Genomic DNA, 21,233 nt, shown 5'->3' with positions numbered 1-21,233 from the left:
GGAGCATGCTATGACACAGATGGCGCTCGTGATCGATCTGAACGTCTGCGTGGGCTGCCACGCGTGCGTGACGAGCTGCAAGGAATGGAACACGTCGGGCGAGGCGGGCAGTCTCGCCGACTTTCGCCCGTATGACGCCGATCCATCGGGCACGTTCTTCAACCGGGTGCAGACGTTCGAAGCCGGCGAGTTTCCGCTTGCCGACACCATTCATTTCCCCAAGTCCTGCCTGCACTGCGAGGACCCGCCGTGCGTGCCGGTCTGTCCGACCGGGGCAAGCTACAAGCGCAAGGAAGACGGCCTCGTGCTGGTCGACTACGACCGCTGCATCGGCTGCAAGTACTGCGCGTGGGCCTGCCCCTATGGCGCGCGCGAAATCGACGAAGCGCGCAAGGAAATGACCAAGTGCACGCTGTGCTCCGACCGCATCTACAACGAGGCGCTGCCGGAGCGCGACCGCAAGCCCGCGTGCGTGCTGGCGTGCCCGACCTCGGCACGCCTCTTTGGCGACATTCACGATCCGGAGTCGGTCGTGTCGAAGGCGATTCGCGAACGGGGCGCCTATCAGCTGATGCCCGAGTGGGGAACCCGGCCGTCGAATCACTATTTGCCGCGTCAACCGGTGACGTCCTGTGGCAGCGGCTCCTGTTCCTGCAAGACATCGGGCGCGGGTGAGGCCGATACGCTGGAAGCGCAGGCCGAACACGGCGCGCTCAATCTCGCGTCGATCGCTACGCGCGTATGAGCACGCCTGCGCGCTTGAATAGCGCGCCCCGAATCGAAGAGTGGAGAACGGTATGAATCCGGCATTTTCAGTGGTGTTTCTCACCACGCTGAGCGGCGCGGGCCAAGGCTTGCTGATCGCCCTCGTCGGCGTGGAGCTGGCGCAACGGCTCGGCTTCGGCGACGTGGCGGCGGTTCCGGCGATGTTCTATGTCGTCGGTGCAGCGCTTTCGTGCGCGCTGGGCGCATTGGGGCTCGTTGCGTCGTTCTTCCATCTCGGCCATCCCGAGCGGGCATGGCGGGCCATTGCGATGTGGCGCACCTCGTGGCTGTCGCGCGAATGCCTGTGTCTTCCCGCGTTTCTGGCCTGCACGTTCGCTTATGGCCTCGCGCACCTTCTAGGGGCGTCGTATTCCCTGGCAATCGGGGGCGTGGCTGTCGTCGCGAGCCTGCTGCTGTTCGTGTGCACCGCGATGATCTACGCGTGCCTGCGCTTTCTGCAGGAATGGGCGACGCCGCTTACGCTGGTCAATTTCGTATTGCTCGGCTGCGCCTCCGGCTTCACGCTCGCAACCGCGTGCGCCGCGAGATTCGCACCGGCCATGGCGGTGGCGCTCGCCGTCTGCGCATGCGTGTTGACGCTGGCGGGTTGCGCGTCGCGCACGGCCTCGCTGGTCCGCAACGCGCGCTTGCGCCCGAAATCGACTGTGCAAAGCGCGACCGGCATTCGCGCGGAACGCGTCGAGCAGAAGTCGCGGGGATTTACGGCGGGCGCTTTCAATCTGCGCGAGTTCTTTCACGGCAAGACACCCCGCGCGCTCAGACGCATCAAGTGGACGTTCCTGATCGCGGCGTTCCTCGCTCCTTTCTGCCTCGTGGCGATTGGAGGCGGCATTCGATCCGTTGGGCTATCGTTCGCGGTGTTTTGCGTGGCGGCCGTGATCCAGTACGCGGGCCTGGTGGCGGAGCGCTGGTTTTTCTTTGCTGAAGCGCGGCATCCGCAGAATCTCTACTATCAGCGTTCGTAATTCGCGCGCTCCACGTCCCTTTACTCGCGGAACGTCTTCGCGGTTTCGGTTGCGGCATGCCTCAGATCGGGTACGAAGGCGAGCAGGTCGTCGAGCGCGACGCGCCCGACCGGCGCCTGGACGGCGATTGCCGCGCACGCACGGTTGCGGTCCAGCATCACGGGCACGGCGATCGCAATCAAGCCCTGTAAATGCTCCTGATTATTGATCGCGAGCTGTCGGCGACGTGTCACCGCCAGCTCCTTGCGCAGCGCTTCGCGGTCGGTGATCGTTTGCTCCGAATGAGCGCGCAGCGGCAGCGTATCAATCATGCGGTCGCGCCGCTCCTTGGGCAAAAAGCTCAGCAGCAGCTTGCCGCTTGCCGAGCAGTGCAGCGGCACGTGCGAGCCCGGCTGAAGATGCATACGCAGCGGCCATTCGGTCTCCACACGGTCGACATAGACCACGTCGTTGCCGGCGAGCATGGTGAGATTGCAGGTCTCGCCGATCTTTTCGACGAGCTGCTCGAGCAGCAGGTGCCGCGCCGCCGCCGGCCCGGCATGCATCAGCACGTTCACCGCCATCATTCTCACGCGCGCCGAACACTCGTAGAGCTTGTCGTTGGCGCCGCGTGTGACGAGCCACGCGTCGGTGAGCTGGGCCAGGATGCGGTGCACCGTCTGCTTGGGCAAGCCGAGCGCATCCACGAGATCCGTCATCGCCAAAGGATGGCCCGCCTGGGCTAGCGTTTCCAGCACGCGGAACGCGCGCACGGCCGCCGCATTCGATTGGTTCGAGGTGGACACGCTTGTCTCCTGCGTCGGTTGCCTTGTGCGGTCGACGCTAGCTTTCCCGTTATTGTGCATCGTCCGGTGCGATTTTCGGGACTGGTGAAAGTCCCGAAAATCGCGTATTCCGCGGCTCCATAGCCGTGTGTCTGTGATTGCGCGGGAATCGGGACTCGCATTCACGCGCCGATGAATAGATTGGCAGTACAGCCAATTATTTGATCGGAGCGCGCCGATGAATGTGAGAGAGACCGTCGCCAACGCCGCCGGTGCGGGCAAACCCGAAGCGTCCGCGCCGCAGATCGCCGCGCTCGTGGCGCGTGCCCGTGCGGCGCAGCAAGCATTCGAGTTCGCCGGGCAGGCAAGCCTGGATACCGCTGCGGCGGCGGCCGCGTGGGCGATCATGGAGCCCGGCCGAAACCGCGAGCTAGCCGAGCGGGCGGTGCGCGATACCGGGCTCGGGAACGCCGACGACAAGTTCCGCAAGAACTACCGCAAGACGCTCGGGTTGCTGCGCGATCTGCATGGGAAAAAGACCTGCGGCGTGATTGCGCGTGACGAGGCCACGGGCATCGTCGAAATCGCGCGCGCGGTCGGGGTGGTCGCGGCGATCACGCCCTCCACCAATCCGGCCGCGACGCCCGCCAACAAGATCATCAACGCGCTCAAATGCGGCAATGCGGTGATCGTCGCGCCTTCGCCGAAGGGCTACGGCGCGTGCGAGGCGCTCATCGGCTTCATCCATGCGCAGTTCGCCAAGGCGGGGCTGGATCCGGCGCTCGTGCAGATGCTGCCCGCACCGGTGGACAAGACCGCCACCGCCGCGCTGATGCGCGAAGCCGACCTCGTGGTCGCAACGGGCTCGCAGGCCAACGTGCGCATGGCCTACGCCAGCGGCACGCCGGCCTTCGGCGTGGGAGCCGGCAACGTGGCTTCGATCGTCACACGCACGGCGAACCTTCGCGATGCGGCGCACAAAATCGCCGCGTCGAAGACCTTCGACAACGCGACGAGCTGTTCGTCCGAGAACAGCGTCGTGATCGACGAGGCGGTCTACGACGCGATGCTGCATGAACTCGCCGCATGTGGCGGCGTGCTGCTCGACGCCCAACAGAAGGCGCAATTGCAGGCGGCGATGTGGACCGACGGCAAGCTCTCGTCGCGTTGCACCGCAAAATCCGCGGCGCAGATCGCGCGCGCCGCGGGCCTCGACGAGGTGGCCGACGCGGCAGCGCGCGCAAGCGCGTTCCTGATGGTCGAGGAGAGCGGCTTCGGCGCGACTCATCCGTTTTCCGGCGAAAAGCTCGCGCCCGTGCTCACGGTCTACCGCGCGCGCGATTTCGGCGCCGCGGCGGATATCGTGCGCAGCCTCTACGCGTATATGGGAGCGGGTCACTCGGTCGGCCTGCATACCGACGATCCCGATGAAGCGGTGACGCTGGGTTCGACGCTGCCGGTGGCGCGCGTGATCGTCAACCAGGCGCATTGCTTCGCGACGGGCGGCAACTTCGACAACGGCCTGCCCTTCTCGCTCTCGATGGGTTGCGGGACCTGGGGGCGCAACAACTTTTCGGACAATCTCGGCTTTCGCCAGTACCTGAACATCACGCGCGTGGCGTACCCGATCACGGAGCGCGTTCCCGAACTCGACACCTTGCTCGGCGACTATTTCCGGAGGTTCGGCCAATGAGCGCGCCCGCCACGATCCGCGCGCTGATCGAAGCACGCGCCGCACAGTATCCGGACAAGCCCTTCCTGCTGGCTGCGCCCGACGAAGGCGCCACGGAAGACGCGGGGTCAGCCGCTGAGAGCGCCCCGGCAGGCGCGACGCTGACCTTCGGCGAACTGCTCGAGCGTTGCCGCGCGCTCGAGAGCCGCTTTCGCGACGCCGGCCTCAAGCCGGGCGACGTCGTTTCCGTGCTGATGGGCAACGGCATCCAGACTGCCACGCTGCTGCTCGGCGCGATGTACAGCGGACTGATCGCGCATCCGCTCAACCTGCTTTGTCAGGCGTCGCAGCTCGCCTATATCGTCGAGCATTCGGATACGCGGATGATCTTCGCGAGCGCGCAGACCAGCGGTGCCCTCGCAGCGGCGCTCGCCGCGCTGCGCGAGCAGGGCATGCCGCGCAATATCGCTCTCGTGCGCACGGAGCCGGATGCCGTCGCGTTGCCGGTGCTCCCCGCTCTCGAAACCGCGGCCGCCGATGCGGCGAGCGCCGTGCCCGCGGCCAGCCTCGCGGGCCTCCCGGTCGTGGAATCACCGCCCGTGGAAGCCCAGTCCGGGCCCGATGGTGACGACATCGCTCTCCTGATGTACACCTCGGGCACGACCGGCGCGCCCAAGGGCGTGCTGCTCAGCCACGCAAGCCTCCATGCGAACGCGCGCAACATCAGCCTCGAGCACCGGCTGGCCGACGACGACCGCGTGCTGGCATCGCTGCCGCTCTATCACATCAACGGGCTCGTCGTGACCTTGCTCGCGCCGCTGTGGCACGCGGGCTCGGTCGTGCTGACGCCGCGCTTCTCCGGGCGCACGTTCTGGCGCGACGCCGCCAGCTACGGCTGCACGTGGGTCAACGTGGTGCCGACCATCGTCGCCTATCTCCTCAACGGCGACGATCCGCGCGGGCTCGACCTGTCCGCACTCAAGTTCTGCCGCAGCGCGTCTGCCGCGCTGCCCGCCGACCATCATCGCGCATTCGAGGCGCGCTTCGGCATCGGCGTCATTGAAACGATGGGGATGACCGAGACCGCCGCGCCCGTCTTTAGCAATCCGTACGATGCAGCGCGGCGCCGCATTGGCAGCATCGGCCTGCCATCGGGCGGCGAAGCGCGCGTGATCGATCGTGACGGCCGTGAATGCGGACCGAACGAGTGCGGCGAAATCGTATTGCGCGGCGCCCAGCTCATGCGCGGCTACTACAAGCGCGGCGAGGACACGGCGAAAGCGTTCACCGCCGACGGCTGGCTGCGCACCGGCGACCTCGGCTATCGCGACGACGAGGGCTACTTCTATATCAACGGCCGCTCGAAGGAACTGATCATCAAGGGCGGCGAGAACATCGCGCCGCGTGAGATCGATGAGGCGCTGCTGCGCCATCCGGGCGTGCTCGACGCGGCGGCCGTCGGCGTGCCCGATCCCGCCTATGGGCAGGAGATCGTCGCGTTCGTGGTGGCGCGCGAGGCTCACTGGCAAGGCGCGCCCGACCCGGACGCCCTGCGCGAGCACTGCCTGCGCGAACTGGGCCGCTACAAAACGCCGAAAGAGATCCGCTTCGTAAGCGAACTGCCGCGCGGCCCCTCGGGCAAGGTCCAACGGCTGAAGCTAGTGACGCCCTCGGGCTGATACACGACTGCGCCTCGCGCGCCCACGCGCGCATCCGACCCGGCGACACAAAAGAGAGACTCAGGAGACGACGACATGAAGCAGCACGCGCAGCGCGTCAAGACGCGCCATATCATTCTCGCGGTCATGTGTCTGATGTACTTTATTTCGTACATCGACCGCGTGAACATCGCAGTCGCGGGGCCGTTGATCCGCCACGAAATGGGCCTGAGCGCGGTGCAGCTCGGCCTGGTATTTTCCGCATTCGCCTATCCCTATGCCGTCATGCAGATCATCGGCGGCTGGCTTTCGGACAAGTTCGGTCCGAAGATCGTGCTCACCGTGCTTTCGTTGATCTGGGGCGCGGCGACGCTCGCCACGGGCTTTGCCGGCAGCGTCGCGATGCTGGTGGGGCTGCGCTTCGCGCTCGGCGTGGGCGAGGGCGGGGCGTTCCCCACGGCCACACGCGCTTTCACGTACTGGATGCCGGTGGGCGAACGCGGCTTCGCGCAGGGCATCACGCACAGCTTCGCGCGCCTGGGCGGCGCGGTCACGCCGCCGCTCGTGCTCGCGGTGGTCGTGACAGGCGGCTGGCGCGACGCGTTCATCCTGCTCGGCATCGCGAGCCTCATGTGGACGGTGCTCTATCTCTTCGTGTTCACGAACTCGCCGGAACAGAACCGCCGCGTCACGCCCGAAGAGACCGCCGAGATCGGCTACTGCAAGGGCGACTGCGATCGCGCGAAGCGCGCGGCGACACCGTGGCGCAAGCTCGTGCGGCGCATGTGGCTCGTCACGTTCGTCGACTTCTGCTATGGCTGGCTGTTGTGGGTCTATCTCACGTGGCTGCCGTCGTATCTGAAGGAGTCGCGCGGCTTCGACCTCAAGCAGCTCGCGCTCTTCACCGCGCTGCCCCTGCTCGCCGGCGTGGTGGGCGACACGCTCGGCGGCGTGGTCTCCGACCGGATCTACAAGTGGACCGGCCGGCTGCGCTTTGCGCGCTGCGCAGTGCTCGTGACCGGTATGGGCGGCTCGCTCATTTTTCTGCTGCCGATGGTGTCTGTCGCGAACCCGATAGTCGCGGTGCTCTACCTCTCCGCTTCGTTCTTCTTCCTGGAGATCACGAATCCGGTGCTGTGGACGCTGCCGCTCGATATCGCCGGCAAGTACGCGGGTACGGCGGGCGGCATGATGAACACGGGCTTCGGCATTGCGGGGATGGTGTCGCCGGTCGTGTTCGGCTACCTGATCCAGCACACCGGCAGCTACAACGTGCCGTTCATGATCTCGGCCGGATTGCTGGCGCTGGGCATCGTCGCGGCGCTCTTCATCGATACCTCACGCACAGTCGAGGCCGACGAGGAACGCGAGCGGCGCATGGGTCCGGGAGAGGCGGGGGCCTTCGCGTTCCTCGACAGCATGCCGACGGTGCAGCTCGAACGGCACACGCTGCGGCGCCCGCTGCGCTGGTGGCGCTGAGCCTCGCAGGGCGCGAGGCGTGAGGCATTGCATTTGCGGCGGCCCTGAAGGCTTCCGGGAGCTTCCGGTGCCTTGCGGGAGCCGCCGCCCACGTACGCCTTATGCGCCGCCGTCGAGCTTGCGCAGGCGCCAGATGAGGCTCGACGTGTCGAAGCGGCTGCCGCCCAGGCGCTGCACGTCGCCGTAGAACTGGTCGACGAGCGCCGTGACCGGCAGCGCCGCGCCGTTGCGCTTCGCTTCGTCGAGGCAGAAGCCGAGGTCCTTGCGCATCCAGTCCACGGCAAAGCCGAAGTCGAACTTGTTGGCCATCATGGTCTGGCCGCGGTTTTCCATCTGCCAGCTCGCGGCGGCGCCCTTGCCGATCACGTCGAGCACGAGCGCCATGTCGAGCCCGGCGCGCTCGCCGAAGTTGATCGCCTCGGACAGCCCCTGCACGAGGCCCGCGATACAGATCTGGTTGACCATCTTGGCGAGCTGGCCGGCGCCCGCCGCGCCCACCAGCGTCACGGCCGCCCCGTAGTGGGCGAGCGTGGGCTTCGCGCGCTCGAAGGCTGCGGCTTCGCCGCCGCACATGATCGTGAGCTTGCCGTTCTGGGCGCCCGCCTGGCCGCCCGACACGGGCGCGTCGATGAAATGCAGGCCATGTTCGGCGGCTTTCTCAGAAAGCTCGCGCGCCACGTTGGCGGAGGCGGTCGTGTGGTCGGCAAACACGGCGTCGCGCGCCATGCCGGCGAAGGCGCCGTCCGCGCCGAGCGTGATGCTGCGCAGGTCGTCGTCGTTGCCGACGCAGGCGAGCACCAGATCGGCGCCCTGGGCCGCTTCGCGCGGCGTGGCGGCCGCCCGGCCGCCGTATTCGGCGACCCATTGCGCGGCCTTTGCGGCGGTGCGGTTGTAGACCGTGACGTCGAGCCCGGCCTTGGCGAGATGACCGGCCATGGGATGGCCCATCACGCCGAGGCCCAGGAACGCGACACGGCGCACTGGATTGGGGGCGGACGAGGATGCGGATTGGCTCACAGTGGCTCCTTGGGGTGGGGTTTGAGGCTGGGGCGCTTTCATTATCTCAGCTATCGGCGCGGCGCCTGGGCGGCGTCGGCACGAGGCAGCGCCGGCCTGGACTCAACCTGGACTCAAGGATATGGCCCCTCTTCACCGCACCCCGCTGATGGCAAGATGCCGCGTGTGATGGCGACGGCCCACCCAGGCGGCCGAGAGCGCGCTCACGAGACCCGCGAACATCGTGTAGAGGCAGATGAGCCACGGATCGCCGCCGTTGCGTTGCAAGAGCCAGGTCGCGATGATCGGGCTGATGCCGCTCGCGAAAATGCCGGAGAACTGATAGACGAAGGAGATGCCGGAGTAGCGCACGTTGGCGTCGAACAGCTCCGCGAAGAGCGCCGCCTCGGGCCCGTACACGGAAGCGTATACGACGCCTAGCGGAATGATCACGGCGATCCACACGAACACCGGCGAGCCGCCGCTGTGCTTCATGAGCCAGAAGCCGAAGAACGACGACAAGCCCGTGAAGAGCGAGCCCCAGAAGTAGATGCGGGTTCTGCCGATGCGGTCTGAAAGTCGCCCGAAAAACGGAATCGTGAAGATCATCGTGAAAGCGGCGGCCATCACGGCGAGCAGGGCGTCGGTGCGCGAGAGCTTGAGCGTCTGCGTGAGATAGGCGATCGTGAAAACGGCGAAGACGTTGAAGAACACACCATCGATGAAGCGTGCGCCCATGCCGGCGAGCACGTTGCCGGGATAGCGGCTGAGCACCTCGGCGATCGGCACGCGGACTTCGGCGCCCTGTTGCTTCACGCGTTCGAACTCCGGTGTTTCCAGCACACGCAGGCGGATATACATGCCGATCGCCACGAGCGCGAAGGAAAGGAAGAACGCCACGCGCCAGCCCCACGCGAGAAACTGCGCATTGCTGAGCACGGACGAAAGCAGGGCGACCACGCCCGACGCGAGGCAGAGCCCGATCGCGAGACCGATCTGCGGAATGCTCGCATAGAGGCCGCGCTTGCCTTCGGGCGCGTATTCGAACGACATCAGCACGGCGCCGCCCCATTCGCCGCCAAGGCCCAAGCCCTGTGCAACACGCAGGACGAGCAGCAGCGCGGGCGCCCACAGGCCAATCTGCGCATAGGTCGGCACGGTGCCGATCAACACGGTGGCGACGCCCATGATCGAGAGCGTCATGATCAGCATGCTTTTGCGGCCAAGCCGGTCGCCGAAGTGACCGAACACGATGCCGCCGAGCGGACGGCTCAGGAAGCCCACCGCGAAGGTGCCGTAGGCGAGCATCGTCGAGATGAGCGGATCGCCGCTCGGAAAATAAAGCTTGTTGAAGACGATGCCGGCGACTACGCCGTAGAGGAAGAAGTCGTACCACTCGATGGTCGCGCCGATCAGGCTCGCGACGACCACGCGCCTCATCTGCCGGGCGTCGGTGCGGGGCAATGCGTTCATGGCTGTCTCCTTTTTGGGGCGCACCTGGTGCGGTGCGGTTCCTTGAAAATCCGGATTTTTTCGTCAGGTATCCTTTATTCACTGCGTGTCGTTTCGGTGCTGCGTGGACTACTCGCTTGAGCCACTCCGTGTGGTGCCGTCAGGGGTGGGCCTCGGCATGCTCCCGTTGCGGCTCGGTGAGGCTCGCGTGGTCCTCGAGAATCATGTCGGCGGCTTTCTCCGCGATCATGATCACGGGGGCGTTGGTGTTGCCGGAAACAAGCTCGGGCATGATCGACGCATCGACGACGCGCAGCGCGGCGAGGCCATGCACGCGCAGGCGTTCGTCGACGACCGCGGTCGCGTCGCGGCCCATCTTGCAGGTGCCCGCGGGGTGATAGATGGACTGGCTGAACTGGCGCGCCGCATCCAGCAGTTCGGCATCGCTCTGATAGCGCTCGCCGGGCACGAACTCGGACACGATATGCGGCGCAAGCGCCGGCGCGGCGGCAATGCGGCGCGCCACGCGAATGCCGCCGATCACGACGGGATGGTCGCGCGGATCGGACAGATAGTTGGCGCGAATGGCCGGATACTGGAGCGGGTCGGAGCCGCGAATTTCCACGCTGCCGCGGCTATGGGGCCGCAACTGGCAGACGGACGCCGTGAACGCCGAGAAGGGATGCGCGCCCTGGCCGGGCTTGTCTGCGCTCAGTGGCTGCATGTGGAACTGAATGTCGGGGCGCTCGACCGCGGGGTTGGATCGCGTGAAGATCGCCACCTGGCTGGCCGCCAGCGTGAGCGGCCCGGTGCGCCAGAGCGCGTATTGCAAGCCGATCCACGCCTTGCGCAACGGATGGTTGACCTCGTCGTTGAGCGTGCGTTCGCGCGTGCGGAACACGAGCCGCACCTGAAGATGGTCCTGCAGGTTCTGGCCGACGCCCGGCAAGTCGTGCAGCACGGCAACGCCGGCGTTGCGCAACACGTGCGCCGGCCCAACTCCGGAGTGCTGAAGAATTTGCGGCGAGCCGATCGCGCCCGAAGCGAGAATGACCTCGACGCGCGCCCGCGCAGTCTTCTTCGCACCGTCCTGCAGATACTCCACGCCGACCGCGCGGCGCCCTTCGAACAGGATTCGGCACGCCTGCGCCCGCGTTTCCACGATCAGATTGCTGCGTTTGCGAGCGGGTTTGAGAAAGCCCTTCGCGGTGCTCCAGCGAAAGCCGTTATAGGCCGTCTGCTGAAAGTAGCCGACTCCTTCCTGGACCTCGCCGTTGTAGTCCTCATTGAGCGGGATGCCGATTTCCTGCGCGGCGGCGATAAAGTGATCGGCAATGGGCCGGCGCAAGCGCAGGTCGGAGACCTTCAGCGGTCCGCCTACACCGTGCCAGGCGTTCGCGCCGCGCTCCTGGTCCTCGGACTTCCTGAAATATGGGAGAACTTCGACGTAACTCCAGCCGCGATTGCCGAGCGCCGCCCAGCGATCGTAGTCCTCACGCTGCCCGCGCACGTAGAGCAGGCCGTTTAGCGAGCTGGATCCGCCGAGCACCTTGCCACGCGGCCAGTCGATCTGCCGGCCGGCCACGCCTTCGTCCGGCTCTGTGCGGTAGCACCAGTCGAGCGTGGGGTTGTGCATGGTCTTGAAGTACCCGACCGGGACATGAATCCACGGATTGTTGTCCTCGCCACCCGCTTCGAGCAGCAGCACGGCGTTGCGCGCGTCGGCACTGAGCCGGTGGGCGAGCACGCAACCGGCCGATCCGGCGCCGACGATCAGGTAGTCGACCTCGTGATCCATGAATCCCGTCTCCTCGAATTCCTGGAGCGGCATGACGCGCCGCGTTTTCGGATCAATGTCGGGGAAGGGGATGCCGACCGCAAGCGGCGATCGTGCGCATGGGTCGAAAGTGGAACGGAAACTGCCGAAACGGAATCAGAAGTCCACGGCGCAGCGCGCCCGTTTTGCCGCCGAAGCGGCGACGCGCCGGCGCCCGCTCAGGCGAGCGAGAGCCCCTGGAGCAGCGGCGCGAGTCTAGTCGCCGTCTGCTTCATGCGGCCCACCGACTCCAGCAGTTCCTCGAGGCTCGCGCGCGCGGTCGGGGCATGCACGGCGAGCGCGGCGAGCACGCGTTTGCTGGCGGGGTCGCGCACCGGCACCGCGATCGCCACCATGCCGCGCACGAACTCTTCGTTATCGATGCCGATGCCGCGCACCGCGAGCTGTTCAAGCTCGGCGGCGAGCGCCTTGGGGGCGGTCAGAGTGCGGTGCGTCATCTTTGTCAACACGAGGCGTTCGAGCAGCGCGTTGCGCTCAAGTACGGTCATCTGCGAGAGAAAGAGCTTGCCGCTCGCGGTGCAGTGCAGCGGAACGTGCATGCCCGGACGCATCTCCATGCGTAGCGGTTCCGTCGTCTCGACGCGCTCGATATAGAGCACGCGGTCGCCGTCGAGCGCGGTGAGATTGCAGGTTTCGCCAAGCGCTTCCACGAGGGTGCGCAGCAGCACGCGGCACGAGCGCGTGAAGGTGTTGTTGGCGAGCGTGGCGAGCGCGAGTTGCGCCGCGTGCGGGCCCAGCGCGATGCTGCGGTCGTGGCCGCGCGAGTCGGGCATGTGGATCACGTAGCCGCGCGCTTCCAGCGAATCGATGAGCCGCAGCAGCGTTGCCTTGGGAATATGCAGCCGGGCGGACAACTGCGAAAGCGTGTAGGGCTGGCCGGCGGACGCCAGTTGCTCCAGCACGACGAGCGCGCGCAGCACCCGAGCGTCGTCTCCAGACGATTCTTCGCGCAGCGCGAGGGCGTTGCCTTGCGCCCTGTTTTGCGTCGGGGTTTGCGTCGTCTCTCGCGCTGTCTCGCGCATCGGCTTCCTCCTGAAGGGGCAGTGGAAATGAAACGAATTGTTCGAGTATCCGGGCTGTTTTCAGTATGAGCGCAAAGTTCGCGGAGCTACGTAGCGGATTACCCCGATATGTCATGCAAATGTTTTGCGCGCTGTACCGGGCCGCTGTACCAGGCGATACCGCTCCACTGGCTCTACCTGCGCCAGTCTGGTCTGCCTAGAATTTTTCCCAACAGAGCGCCAAAGAACGACGACAGCTTTGCAAGGAGACAGGCATGACGAACAGGCAGTCGGCAGGAACCGCTCTCGCGGCGGAGCGTGCAAGCGTCTTCACGAAGCCGGTGGAGCATTGATCATGGGATACAGCACAGTCGATTCCGCCGCCGCCGGCTTTGCCGCGAGCGATTGCGGCTCCACGAAGTACGACCCCAGGTACGATCCGCTCGTCTCGCCGGGGCCTGGAATCGGGAAGGATTACGCGCCGACCTACTGGGTCGCGACGGCGGGCAGCCCGCCGCCCGACGACGGCCCCGTCACAAAAGATCTCGACGTGGATGTCGCGATCATCGGCGCGGGCTACACCGGGCTCGCCACGGCGCTCTGCCTTGCGCGCGAGCATGGCATCAAGGCCGTGGTGCTGGAGGCGAACCGCACGAGCTGGGGCTGCAGCAGCCGCAATGGCGGACAGGGGCAGAACGCCTCGGGCCGCCTCTCGCGCTCGCAATGGATCGAGCGTTGGGGCAAGGAGGTCGCCCTGAAAATGCACGACGAGATCCAGCAGGGCTTCGATCACTTCAAGGAACTCGTTGCCGAGATCGATTGCGATCCGCAGCCGGGCGGTCACTTCCTGATCGCCCACCGGCCGCGCATCATGGCGAAGCTCGCCGCCGAGGCGAAGGTCTGGAAGGACGTATTCGGCTACCCGTCTGAGCTGTTGAGCGCGCAGACGTTTCGCCGCGAATTCGTCGACGACCACGAGGCGGCCGGCGCGCTGCACGAGCCCGAAGGGATCGGCATCCACGCGCTGAAGCTCGCGTTCGGTTATCTGCGCCTCGCCCGTGCTGCTGGCGCGAAGGTCCACACGAGCAGCCCGGTGATGGGATGGGAGACCATCAACGGTGCGCATCACTTGCGCACGCCGGGCGGCGTGGTGCGGGCGCGCGCGGTTGGCATTGCGACCGGCGCGTACACAGCGCAGACGCTGCATCCCACGCTGCGCAGCAAGGTCATGCCGATTCTCTCTAATTCGATGGTCACCCGGCCGCTTACCGAAGCGGAGATCGCCGCTTGCGGCTTTCGCACGACTCAGGTGCTCACGGATACGCGCACGTTGCGCATTTACTATCGGTTCCTGCCCGATGGGCGGTTGCAGATTGGCAGCCGCAGCGCGATTACCGGTGAGGATGCGCCTAATCCGCGGCATCTCGATCTGCTCAAGGAGGGTATGGCGCGCAAGTTTCCGGCGCTGCGCGGCGTGCAGATCGATTATTCGTGGTGGGGGTGGGTGGATGTGAGCCACGACATGATGCCTCGGGTTTGTCAGCCCGATCCGCGGCAATCGGTGTTTTATGCACTTGGCTATGGGGGTAACGGCGTGTCTTATTCGCAGCAGGCGGGGAGGCGGCTTGCTGAGCGTATCGCGGGTAAGGGTGGACAGCTTACGTTGCCGATTTTTACTACGCCGTTGCCTGGGCATCCGTTTGCGCCCTTCCGGCGGATCGGGCAGAGGATGCTTTATTTGCAGTATTTCAGGCGGGATGAGAAGACTTGAGGTTTGGGTTTTGGGCTTTGGGTTTTCTTGTTTTCGCGTCGGTATGCATGCGTTGCCCCTGTGCGGGGCGGCACCTACTTTCTTTGCGGCGGCAAAGAAAGTAGGCAAAGAAAGCCGCTCAAACCGCCAGCGCCTGCCACAGTTCACATCTCGACGTACATGGTGAATGGCTCCGGAGCGTCTGTCACCTCTCGCCCCCAAACGGAGTGACAAGGCGCTCATCCTTCCGGCGGCGCTACGCGCGCCGAAGGGCATAACCAAACACCAACGAGGCACGAGTTTTCGCGAATGCACATTCATGCCCCCCGGTTTCCCTTGCAGACCCAACCGCAGCGCGCGAAGCGAGCAGCGGGATGAATGAGCGCCTTGTCACTGACATTGAAGGTGCGAGGCGACAGACGCTCCGGAGCCATTCACCATTTATGGCGAGATGTGAACTGTGGCAGGCACTAGCGGTTTGAGCGGCTTTCTTTGCCTACTTTCTTTGCCGCCGCAAAGAAAGTAGGTGCCGCCCCGCACAGGGGCAACGCATGCAGACCGACGCGAACACAAGAAAACCCACAAAACCCAAAACAAACAAAAAAAACGCCACCCAAAAAGGCGCCCCGAAAACCGAATCCGATATCTGTGGAGGTGACATGCAACCCCCGAAGGAAAACCAGGAACTGAAGTGTGGCCTCAAGCAGCGCCACATGACAATGATCGCCCTCGGCGGCGTAATCGGCGCCGGCCTCTTTGTCGGCAGCGGCGTCGTAATCCAGCAAACCGGCCCAGCCGCCGTGCTCTCATTCCTCATCACCGGCGGCCTCGTCGTGCTAGTCATGCGCATGCTCGGCGAAATGGCGTGCGCGATGCCCGCAGTCGGTTCGTTCTACGAATATGCACGTCTCGCCTTCGCCACCTGGCGCGGACCAGGCAAGCTGGCCGGCTTCCTCACCGGCTGGATGTACTGGTACTTCTGGGTGATCGTCGTCGCCGTCGAGGCAGTGGCAGGCGCCAAGCTCGTCCAGTTCTGGCTACCCGACGCGCCCGCCTGGCTCATCAGCCTCGTATTGCTCGTGCTCCTGAGCGCAACGAACCTGATTTCGGTCGGCAGCTACGGCGAATTCGAATTCTGGTTCTCCTCGATCAAGGTAGCGGCGATCATCGTTTTCCTCTTTCTCGGCGGCCTCTATGTCCTTGGATTGTGGCCATCGTCGTTGCATACGACCGCCGTATTGCCGACGCTGCTAGGTCACGGCGGCCTCATGCCGAAGGGCATCGGGCCGGTGTTGAGCGGCGCGGTCGCGGCAACGGGCTTTTACTTCGGCGCGGAAATCGTCACGATCGCGGCAGCCGAGGCGCGCGAGCCCGCCAAGGCCGTCGCGAATGCCACGAACTCCGTCATCACGCGCGTGCTCGTGTTCTACGTCGGTTCCGTGCTGCTCGTGGTCGCGCTCGTGCCGTGGAATTCGCCGGCCATGTCGACACCCTATGTGAGCGCGCTCCAGGTGATGGGCTTGCCTGCCGCCGCCAACATCATGAACGCGATCGTGCTGACCGCCGTGCTTTCGGCGCTCAACTCGGGGCTGTATGCGGCCTCGCGCATGCTGTTCGCGCTGACCCGCCACGGCGACGCACCCGCGGCGCTCGCAAAGGTCAACCGCCGCGGCGTACCGGTGCGCGCGATCCTGCTCGGCACCGTGTTCGGCTATGTGTCAGTCGTGATGTCGTGCGTGTCGCCGGACGCGGTGTTCGCGTTCCTCGTCAACTCGTATGGCACGGTCGCGATCTTCGTCTATCTGCTGATCGCGCTGTCGCAACTGCGCCTGCGCAAGCGCCTCGATCCGGCGGCCGTTGGCGAGCTGCGCGTGAAGATGTGGTGCTTCCCCTACCTCACGTGGGTGGCGATTGCCGGCATGGTGGGCATTCTCGTCGCGATGGCGTTCATCCCCGAGCAGCGCAAGCCGCTCTGGCTCGGCGTGGCGAGCCTCGCCGTGCTGCTCCTCACCTATGCATGGCTGCAGCGCCGCGCGCGCATCCGGGAGCGTGCCCGCGACTACGCGCCGTCCTTCGCGACGTGGCCGCCCGCCGCAACTGAATCGGGCGCGGGCCGCTACGGCAAATGAAGCAGTCTGCATGCAGTCATGAACGCGACAAGGAGAACGCCATGACCACGGAACGCGCGATGGAGGGCCCGCACCGCCTGGTGTCGGTGCGCGAACGCTTCGGCTTCGATTCGAATCTCATGGTGCCGGCCTTCGGAGGCGAGCGCGACGCCCACGTGCCGGACGTCGATGAGGCCTATCGCTTCAACCCCGAAGTCACGCTCGCGATACTCGCCGGCTTTACGCGCAACCGGCGCGTGATGGTGCAGGGGCTCCACGGCACGGGCAAGTCCACGCATATCGAACAGGTCGCCGCGCGCCTGAACTGGCCCTGCGTGCGCGTGAATCTCGACGGCCATATCAGCCGGCTCGATCTCGTCGGCAAGGACGCCATCGTGGTGCGCGACGGCCGCCAGGTCACGGAGTTCCAGGAGGGCATCGTGCCGTGGGCGCTGCAGCGTCCGGTCGCGCTGATCTTCGACGAATACGATGCGGGCCGCCCCGACGTGATGTTCGTGATCCAGCGCATCCTCGAGCGCGACGGCAGCTTCACGCTGCTCGACCAGAATAGCGTGATCCGCCCGCACGCCTACTTCCGCCTCTTCGCGACCACCAATACGATCGGCCTCGGCAATCTCAACGGCCTGTATCACGGCACGCAAATGCTGAACCACGCGCAAATGGACCGCTGGAACGTGGTCGCCACGCTCAACTACCTGCCGCGCGAGGAGGAGGCCGGCATCGTGCTCGCCCGCGTGCCGGAGATGACCGACGACGCGGGCCGGCAACTCGTCGATTCGATGATCAGCATGGCGGCGATGACGCGCAAAGGTTTCGCGACCGGCGATCTTTCCACGCTGATGTCGCCGCGCACCGTGATCGACTGGGCCGAGAACTGCCAGATTTTCCGCGATCCCGCGCTGGCGTTCCGGCTCACGTTCCTGAACAAATGCGACGAGGCGGAGCGGCCGATCGTCGCCGAGTATTACCAGCGCTGCTTTGGCGTAGAGCTGGACCCAGCGTCTAGCGCGGAGGGCGGCGAACCGCGGGAGCCGCGCGCGTGAGCGCCACGCCGACGCCCGAGGCCGTGCGCACCGCGCTGCGGCGCGAGTCGCTATGCGCGGCCGCCGTGCGCGCGCTCACCGGCGACGCCGCGCTGCATTATCGCGGCGGCCGGCTTTGCCGCCAGTCACGGCCCCTGCCGCTGCATGCGCCGCATCTGCGCTGCAACGTCTACGAGGACGAATTCGCCTCGCTGCGTGGCGCCGCCGACGCCGCCGCGCAGCGGCTTCTCCATTCCGACGCGGCGTTGCAGCGGCTGCTGGCTCCCGAGGCGCCGCTCGAGCGCCTGCTGTTCGAGCTGTTCGAGCAGGTGCGCTGCGAGGCGCAATTGCCGCCCGGCATGCCGGGACTCGCGCACAACCTGCGGCATCGCTTCGAATCGTGGTCGCGCGCGTATTGCCGGGCGGGCTTGACCGAAGGCCATCTCGGCATCCTGCTCTATACGGTGGCGCAGATCGTCTGGTCGCGCGTGAGCGGCTGGCCCGTGCTCGACGAAACCGAGGATCTGATCGAAGCGACGCGCGCCGGCATCGTGCCGGAGATCGGCGGCCAGCTTGCCGGGCTGCGCGCGACTCGCGCAGATCAACGCGCCTATGCGGCGCATGCCCGCGAGGTGGCGCGCCGCGTCGCGACGATGCTCGACGATGCGCGCGCGGCACATGCAGGGGACGACGCGGAGGAAGCGCGCGCAGCCGACGACGCATTGACGTCGTTCTCGCTGTGGGTCGACTTCGACGAAACGAGCGTCGAGCTTCCCGCGCTCGCGCCGACCGGCGTGAGCCGCGTGCTGGCCGAGGCGGCGAACGGCTATCGCGCATACACGACGCAGTACGACCGCGAGATCCGGCCCGCCACGCGGGTGCGCGAAGCGCTGCTGCGCGAGTATCGGGAGCGGCTCGACGAGCGTATTGCCGCGTGCGGCATCAACGTCGCGCGCCTGGCGCGCGCGCTGCAGAGGGCGATTGCGGTGCCGCAGCGCGATGGCTGGATCTTCGGCGAAGAGGACGGCCGCATCGACGGCAGACGCCTCGCGCAGGTCGTCAGTTCGCCCGCCGAGCGGCGCGTGTTCAGGCGCGAGCGATTCGAGCCGCGCAGCGATTGCGTGGTGGGCTTCCTGATCGATTGCTCGGGGTCGATGAAGGCGCATATCGAACCCGTCGCGATGATGGTCGACCTGCTCGCGCGCGCATGCGAGCGGGCGGGAATTGCGACCGAGGTGCTCGGCTTCACGACGCTCGCCTGGAACGGCGGCCGTGCGCGCGCGGACTGGCTCGCGGGCGGGCGGTCATCGCATCCGGGGCGCCTGAACGAGACCTGCCACATGGTGTTCAAGTCCGCCGACGAGAGCTGGCGGCGCGCTCGCCCGGCCATCGCCGCGCTGCTCAAGGCGGACCTCTTTCGCGAGGGCGTGGACGGGGAGGCCGTCGAATGGGCGTGCGCGCGGCTCGCGAGCCGCGCCGAGGCGCGGCGCATTGTCGTTGCGATCTCGGACGGCAGCCCCATGGACACGGCCACGGCGCAGACGAACGACGCCTTCTATCTCGACAATCACCTGAAGGAGGTGGTCGCACGCCACGAAGCAATGCGCGACGTCGACGTGATTGGGCTGGGCGTCGGACTGGACCTCAGTCCGTACTACCGGCATTGCGTTGCGCTCGACTCCGCTGAGCCTCTGGACATGAAGCGGCTGATCGCTCTCGCGCAATGGATCGGTGCGCCGCGTTAGCGGGATGGAGGCGCCCTGTGCACAGGTGTCGATTCCTGCGCGGGCCATCCGCAGCCGACATCAAACCAACAGTTCCTTCATCGCACATAGCACGAGCGAAGCGCCGATGATCATCAGCACGCCGAACGCCAGCCTGCGCATCGCGATGGAAGACAGCGGCGGCGGGTAGTGGCGCGCCGCGAGCGTCATCAGCATCACGACCGGCGCGGCGAGTGCGGCCTCGATGCAGATCGAAGCGGGAAGCTCGCCCTCCCAGGCGCTGAACATCACGCGCACAAGCGACGTGACCGTAAAGAGCAGGATCAACGCGCAACGAATCTCGATCAGCTTGAGCGGCTGGCGATAGAACTGGAAGATGAGCGGCGGCCCGGACACGCCGAACATGCCGCTCAGGAGGCCGCCGAATACGCCGCTCACGAAAAAGCTGCGGTTCCCCGAGCGTTGTGCGAGCGGAACGGGACGCAGCGCGGCGCTCAAACCGCCATACAGCACGACGGCGCCGAGCAGCAATTGCAGCATGCCGGAGGCCGAGGCACTCAGGTAGTCGAGCACCATCACGCCCACCACGACCGAAGGCAGCACACCGAGCGTCGCTGCGCCCACGGCCCGCCAGTCGATATGGTGGAGCTTGCCGGGCAGCGCCGCCGCGCTGTTCGCGAGCGTAACGAGGCTCAACAGGGTGGCGATGCTTGCGAGCGGCGCGAGGCTGAAGCCGCTCGTGGCGCCCATCACGATCATGCTGAGGCCGAAGCCTGTGATCGTCTGAAAATAACTGGCTGCGCCGATCACGGCGATGAGCACCAGGACCTTCTCATGCGTCATGCTGCGTGGGGTTCCTTCGAGTGAGTGACGTCGCGTTGGCGGGCCGTCTGCGCCTGGACCGCCGTGGTAGCGATCACGTAATAGATATCCTCGGGGCAACAGCCGCGCGAAAGATCGTTGGCGGGCCGGTTCAGGCCCTGCATCAGCGGGCCGATGGCCTTCGCGCCGCCAAGACGCTCGGCGAGCTTGTAGCCGATATTGCCCGCATCGAGATTCGGAAAGACGAGCACGTTCGCGTGGCCGCCGCACTGCGAATGCTCGATCTTGCGCTCGGCGATCTCCGCCACGAGCGCCGCGTCGAGCTGCACGTCGCCGTCCACGCAGAGGGCGGGGCGCTGCTCGTGCACGCGCCGTGTCGCCTCGATTACTTTGTCCACGCTCGCATGGTGGGCGCTGCCGCTCGTCGAGAACGACAGCATCGCGACGCGCGGCTCTTCCATCAGCAGGCTGCGCGCGCTGTCGGCGGCGGCCATGGCGATCTCGGCGAGCTGCGCGGCGTCGGGGTCCACTACGAGCGCGCAGTCGGAGAAGATCAGGCCGCCTTTGTAGCGATGAAACGGCTCGCACAGCATCATCAGGAAGAAGCTCGACACAAGCTTGAACGACGGCTCGACACCGATCAGCTGGATGGCCGTACGCACCACGTCGGCGCTCGTGTGAACGGCGCCTGCCACCGAACCGTCCGCGTAGCCGAGACGCACCATCAGGTTGGCAAAGACGAGCGGCTTTGCGGCGTCCTCCCACGCGAGCGCGGGCGTCATGCCCTTGGCACTGCGCAGCGCGACCAGTTCGTCGGCGAAGGCCGTGCGCCATGGGCTTTTTTGCGGATCGATCAGCGTGATCTCGCCGAGATCGACCGACTCGCGCGCGGCGGCCGCGCGGATCGCGCCCGGGTCGCCGAGGAGCATGATGCGCGCGATGCCCTCCTGGTGCGCCCTCGCCGCGGCGGTGAGCACGCGTGGGTCATCGGCTTCGCACAGCACGATGCGCATGGGCGCGAGGCGGGCGCTTTCGACGATACGGTTCAGGGCTTTCATGGTGTCATGGGCTCATGGACGCATAAACGGACGGACGCACGCCAGCAGCTGGCGTCTCCAGACGAAAACCGGCCACAAGCGGGTGCCCCGCCTGCGGCCGGCGATCGGAGGCAGCCCG

The 21,233-nt window shown here is 66.2% G+C and carries 16 protein-coding genes; 9 read left to right on the top strand and 7 right to left on the bottom strand.

The features are described 5' to 3' along the window. The first annotated feature begins 10 nt into the window (after positions 1–10). Positions 11–745 (top strand): 4Fe-4S dicluster domain-containing protein, encoded by a 735-nt coding sequence (locus M3I53_RS12820; protein ID WP_254316290.1) that lies wholly within the window; start codon positions 11–13, stop codon positions 743–745. A 52-nt stretch (positions 746–797) separates the two neighbouring features. Then, positions 798–1,751: a DmsC/YnfH family molybdoenzyme membrane anchor subunit gene (locus M3I53_RS12815; protein ID WP_254316289.1), complete on the top strand. Its 954-nt coding sequence runs from the start codon at positions 798–800 to the stop codon at positions 1,749–1,751. A 20-nt stretch (positions 1,752–1,771) separates the two neighbouring features. Here the strand turns inward: M3I53_RS12815 and M3I53_RS12810 are convergent, their stop codons facing one another. Further along, positions 1,772–2,536, bottom strand: coding sequence for an IclR family transcriptional regulator (locus M3I53_RS12810; protein WP_254316288.1), 765 nt, complete (start codon positions 2,534–2,536; stop codon positions 1,772–1,774). Between the two features lie 217 nt (positions 2,537–2,753). Here M3I53_RS12810 and M3I53_RS12805 point away from each other — a divergent pair, with 217 nt between their 5' ends. The 3 genes from M3I53_RS12805 to M3I53_RS12795 all read left to right on the top strand — a co-directional run bounded on the left by M3I53_RS12805 (position 2,754) and on the right by M3I53_RS12795 (position 7,324). After that, positions 2,754–4,208, top strand: a complete 1,455-nt coding sequence (locus M3I53_RS12805) for an aldehyde dehydrogenase family protein (protein WP_254316287.1) — start codon at positions 2,754–2,756, stop codon at positions 4,206–4,208. Continuing rightward, positions 4,205–5,866: an AMP-binding protein gene (locus tag M3I53_RS12800; protein WP_254316286.1), complete on the top strand. Its 1,662-nt coding sequence runs from the start codon at positions 4,205–4,207 to the stop codon at positions 5,864–5,866. The genes M3I53_RS12805 and M3I53_RS12800 overlap by 4 nt, the downstream gene beginning before the upstream one ends. A gap of 75 nt (positions 5,867–5,941) precedes the next feature. Next, positions 5,942–7,324 (top strand): MFS transporter, encoded by a 1,383-nt coding sequence (locus tag M3I53_RS12795; protein ID WP_254316285.1) that lies wholly within the window; start codon positions 5,942–5,944, stop codon positions 7,322–7,324. 99 nt (positions 7,325–7,423) lie between these two features. On the opposite strand, the gene M3I53_RS12790 is transcribed toward M3I53_RS12795, so the two are convergent. The 4 genes from M3I53_RS12790 to M3I53_RS12775 all read right to left on the bottom strand — a co-directional run bounded on the left by M3I53_RS12790 (position 7,424) and on the right by M3I53_RS12775 (position 12,631). Next, positions 7,424–8,341 carry an NAD(P)-dependent oxidoreductase gene (locus M3I53_RS12790; protein WP_375542515.1) on the bottom strand — a complete coding sequence of 306 codons (918 nt, stop codon included), beginning with the start codon at positions 8,339–8,341 and terminating at the stop codon, positions 7,424–7,426. Positions 8,342–8,473: 132 nt separating this feature from the next. Continuing rightward, a complete protein-coding gene (locus tag M3I53_RS12785; RefSeq protein WP_254316282.1) occupies positions 8,474–9,793 on the bottom strand; it encodes an MFS transporter in 1,320 nt (439 codons plus the stop codon). Between the two features lie 139 nt (positions 9,794–9,932). Beyond that, complete coding sequence (locus M3I53_RS12780) at positions 9,933–11,570, bottom strand: GMC family oxidoreductase (RefSeq protein ID WP_254316281.1); 1,638 nt, start codon at positions 11,568–11,570, stop codon at positions 9,933–9,935. A 197-nt stretch (positions 11,571–11,767) separates the two neighbouring features. Beyond that, positions 11,768–12,631, bottom strand: coding sequence for an IclR family transcriptional regulator (locus tag M3I53_RS12775; protein WP_254316280.1), 864 nt, complete (start codon positions 12,629–12,631; stop codon positions 11,768–11,770). Between the two features lie 334 nt (positions 12,632–12,965). On the opposite strand from M3I53_RS12775, the gene M3I53_RS12770 reads away from it, so the two are divergent. From M3I53_RS12770 to M3I53_RS12755, 4 genes are all read left to right on the top strand, one after another. After that, on the top strand, positions 12,966–14,381 hold the full coding sequence (locus M3I53_RS12770) for an FAD-binding oxidoreductase (protein WP_254316279.1): 1,416 nt from the start codon (positions 12,966–12,968) through the stop codon (positions 14,379–14,381). Positions 14,382–15,019: 638 nt separating this feature from the next. Beyond that, positions 15,020–16,489 carry an amino acid permease gene (locus M3I53_RS12765; protein ID WP_254316278.1) on the top strand — a complete coding sequence of 490 codons (1,470 nt, stop codon included), beginning with the start codon at positions 15,020–15,022 and terminating at the stop codon, positions 16,487–16,489. Between the two features lie 41 nt (positions 16,490–16,530). Next, on the top strand, positions 16,531–17,532 hold the full coding sequence (locus M3I53_RS12760) for an AAA family ATPase (protein ID WP_375542514.1): 1,002 nt from the start codon (positions 16,531–16,533) through the stop codon (positions 17,530–17,532). Then, the gene (locus tag M3I53_RS12755) at positions 17,529–19,256 is read left to right on the top strand and encodes a cobalt chelatase (protein WP_254316277.1); all 1,728 of its coding nucleotides are present in this window, start codon (positions 17,529–17,531) and stop codon (positions 19,254–19,256) included. Before M3I53_RS12760 ends, M3I53_RS12755 begins: the two co-directional genes overlap by 4 nt. Positions 19,257–19,316: 60 nt before the next feature. Here M3I53_RS12755 and M3I53_RS12750 read toward each other — a convergent pair whose 3' ends face one another. Further along, positions 19,317–20,078 (bottom strand): sulfite exporter TauE/SafE family protein, encoded by a 762-nt coding sequence (locus M3I53_RS12750; RefSeq protein WP_254316276.1) that lies wholly within the window; start codon positions 20,076–20,078, stop codon positions 19,317–19,319. After that, positions 20,075–21,115, bottom strand: coding sequence for a phosphate acetyltransferase (gene pta, locus M3I53_RS12745; RefSeq protein WP_254316275.1), 1,041 nt, complete (start codon positions 21,113–21,115; stop codon positions 20,075–20,077). Before pta ends, M3I53_RS12750 begins: the two co-directional genes overlap by 4 nt. Positions 21,116–21,233: the final 118 nt, after the last annotated feature.

Source organism: Paraburkholderia sp. CNPSo 3272 (assembly GCF_024206495.1).
Taxonomy (GTDB): Bacteria; Pseudomonadota; Gammaproteobacteria; order Burkholderiales; family Burkholderiaceae; genus Paraburkholderia.
Note: the sequence above shows the minus strand (reverse complement) of the source record. Positions and strands in the feature narration are given on the sequence as shown.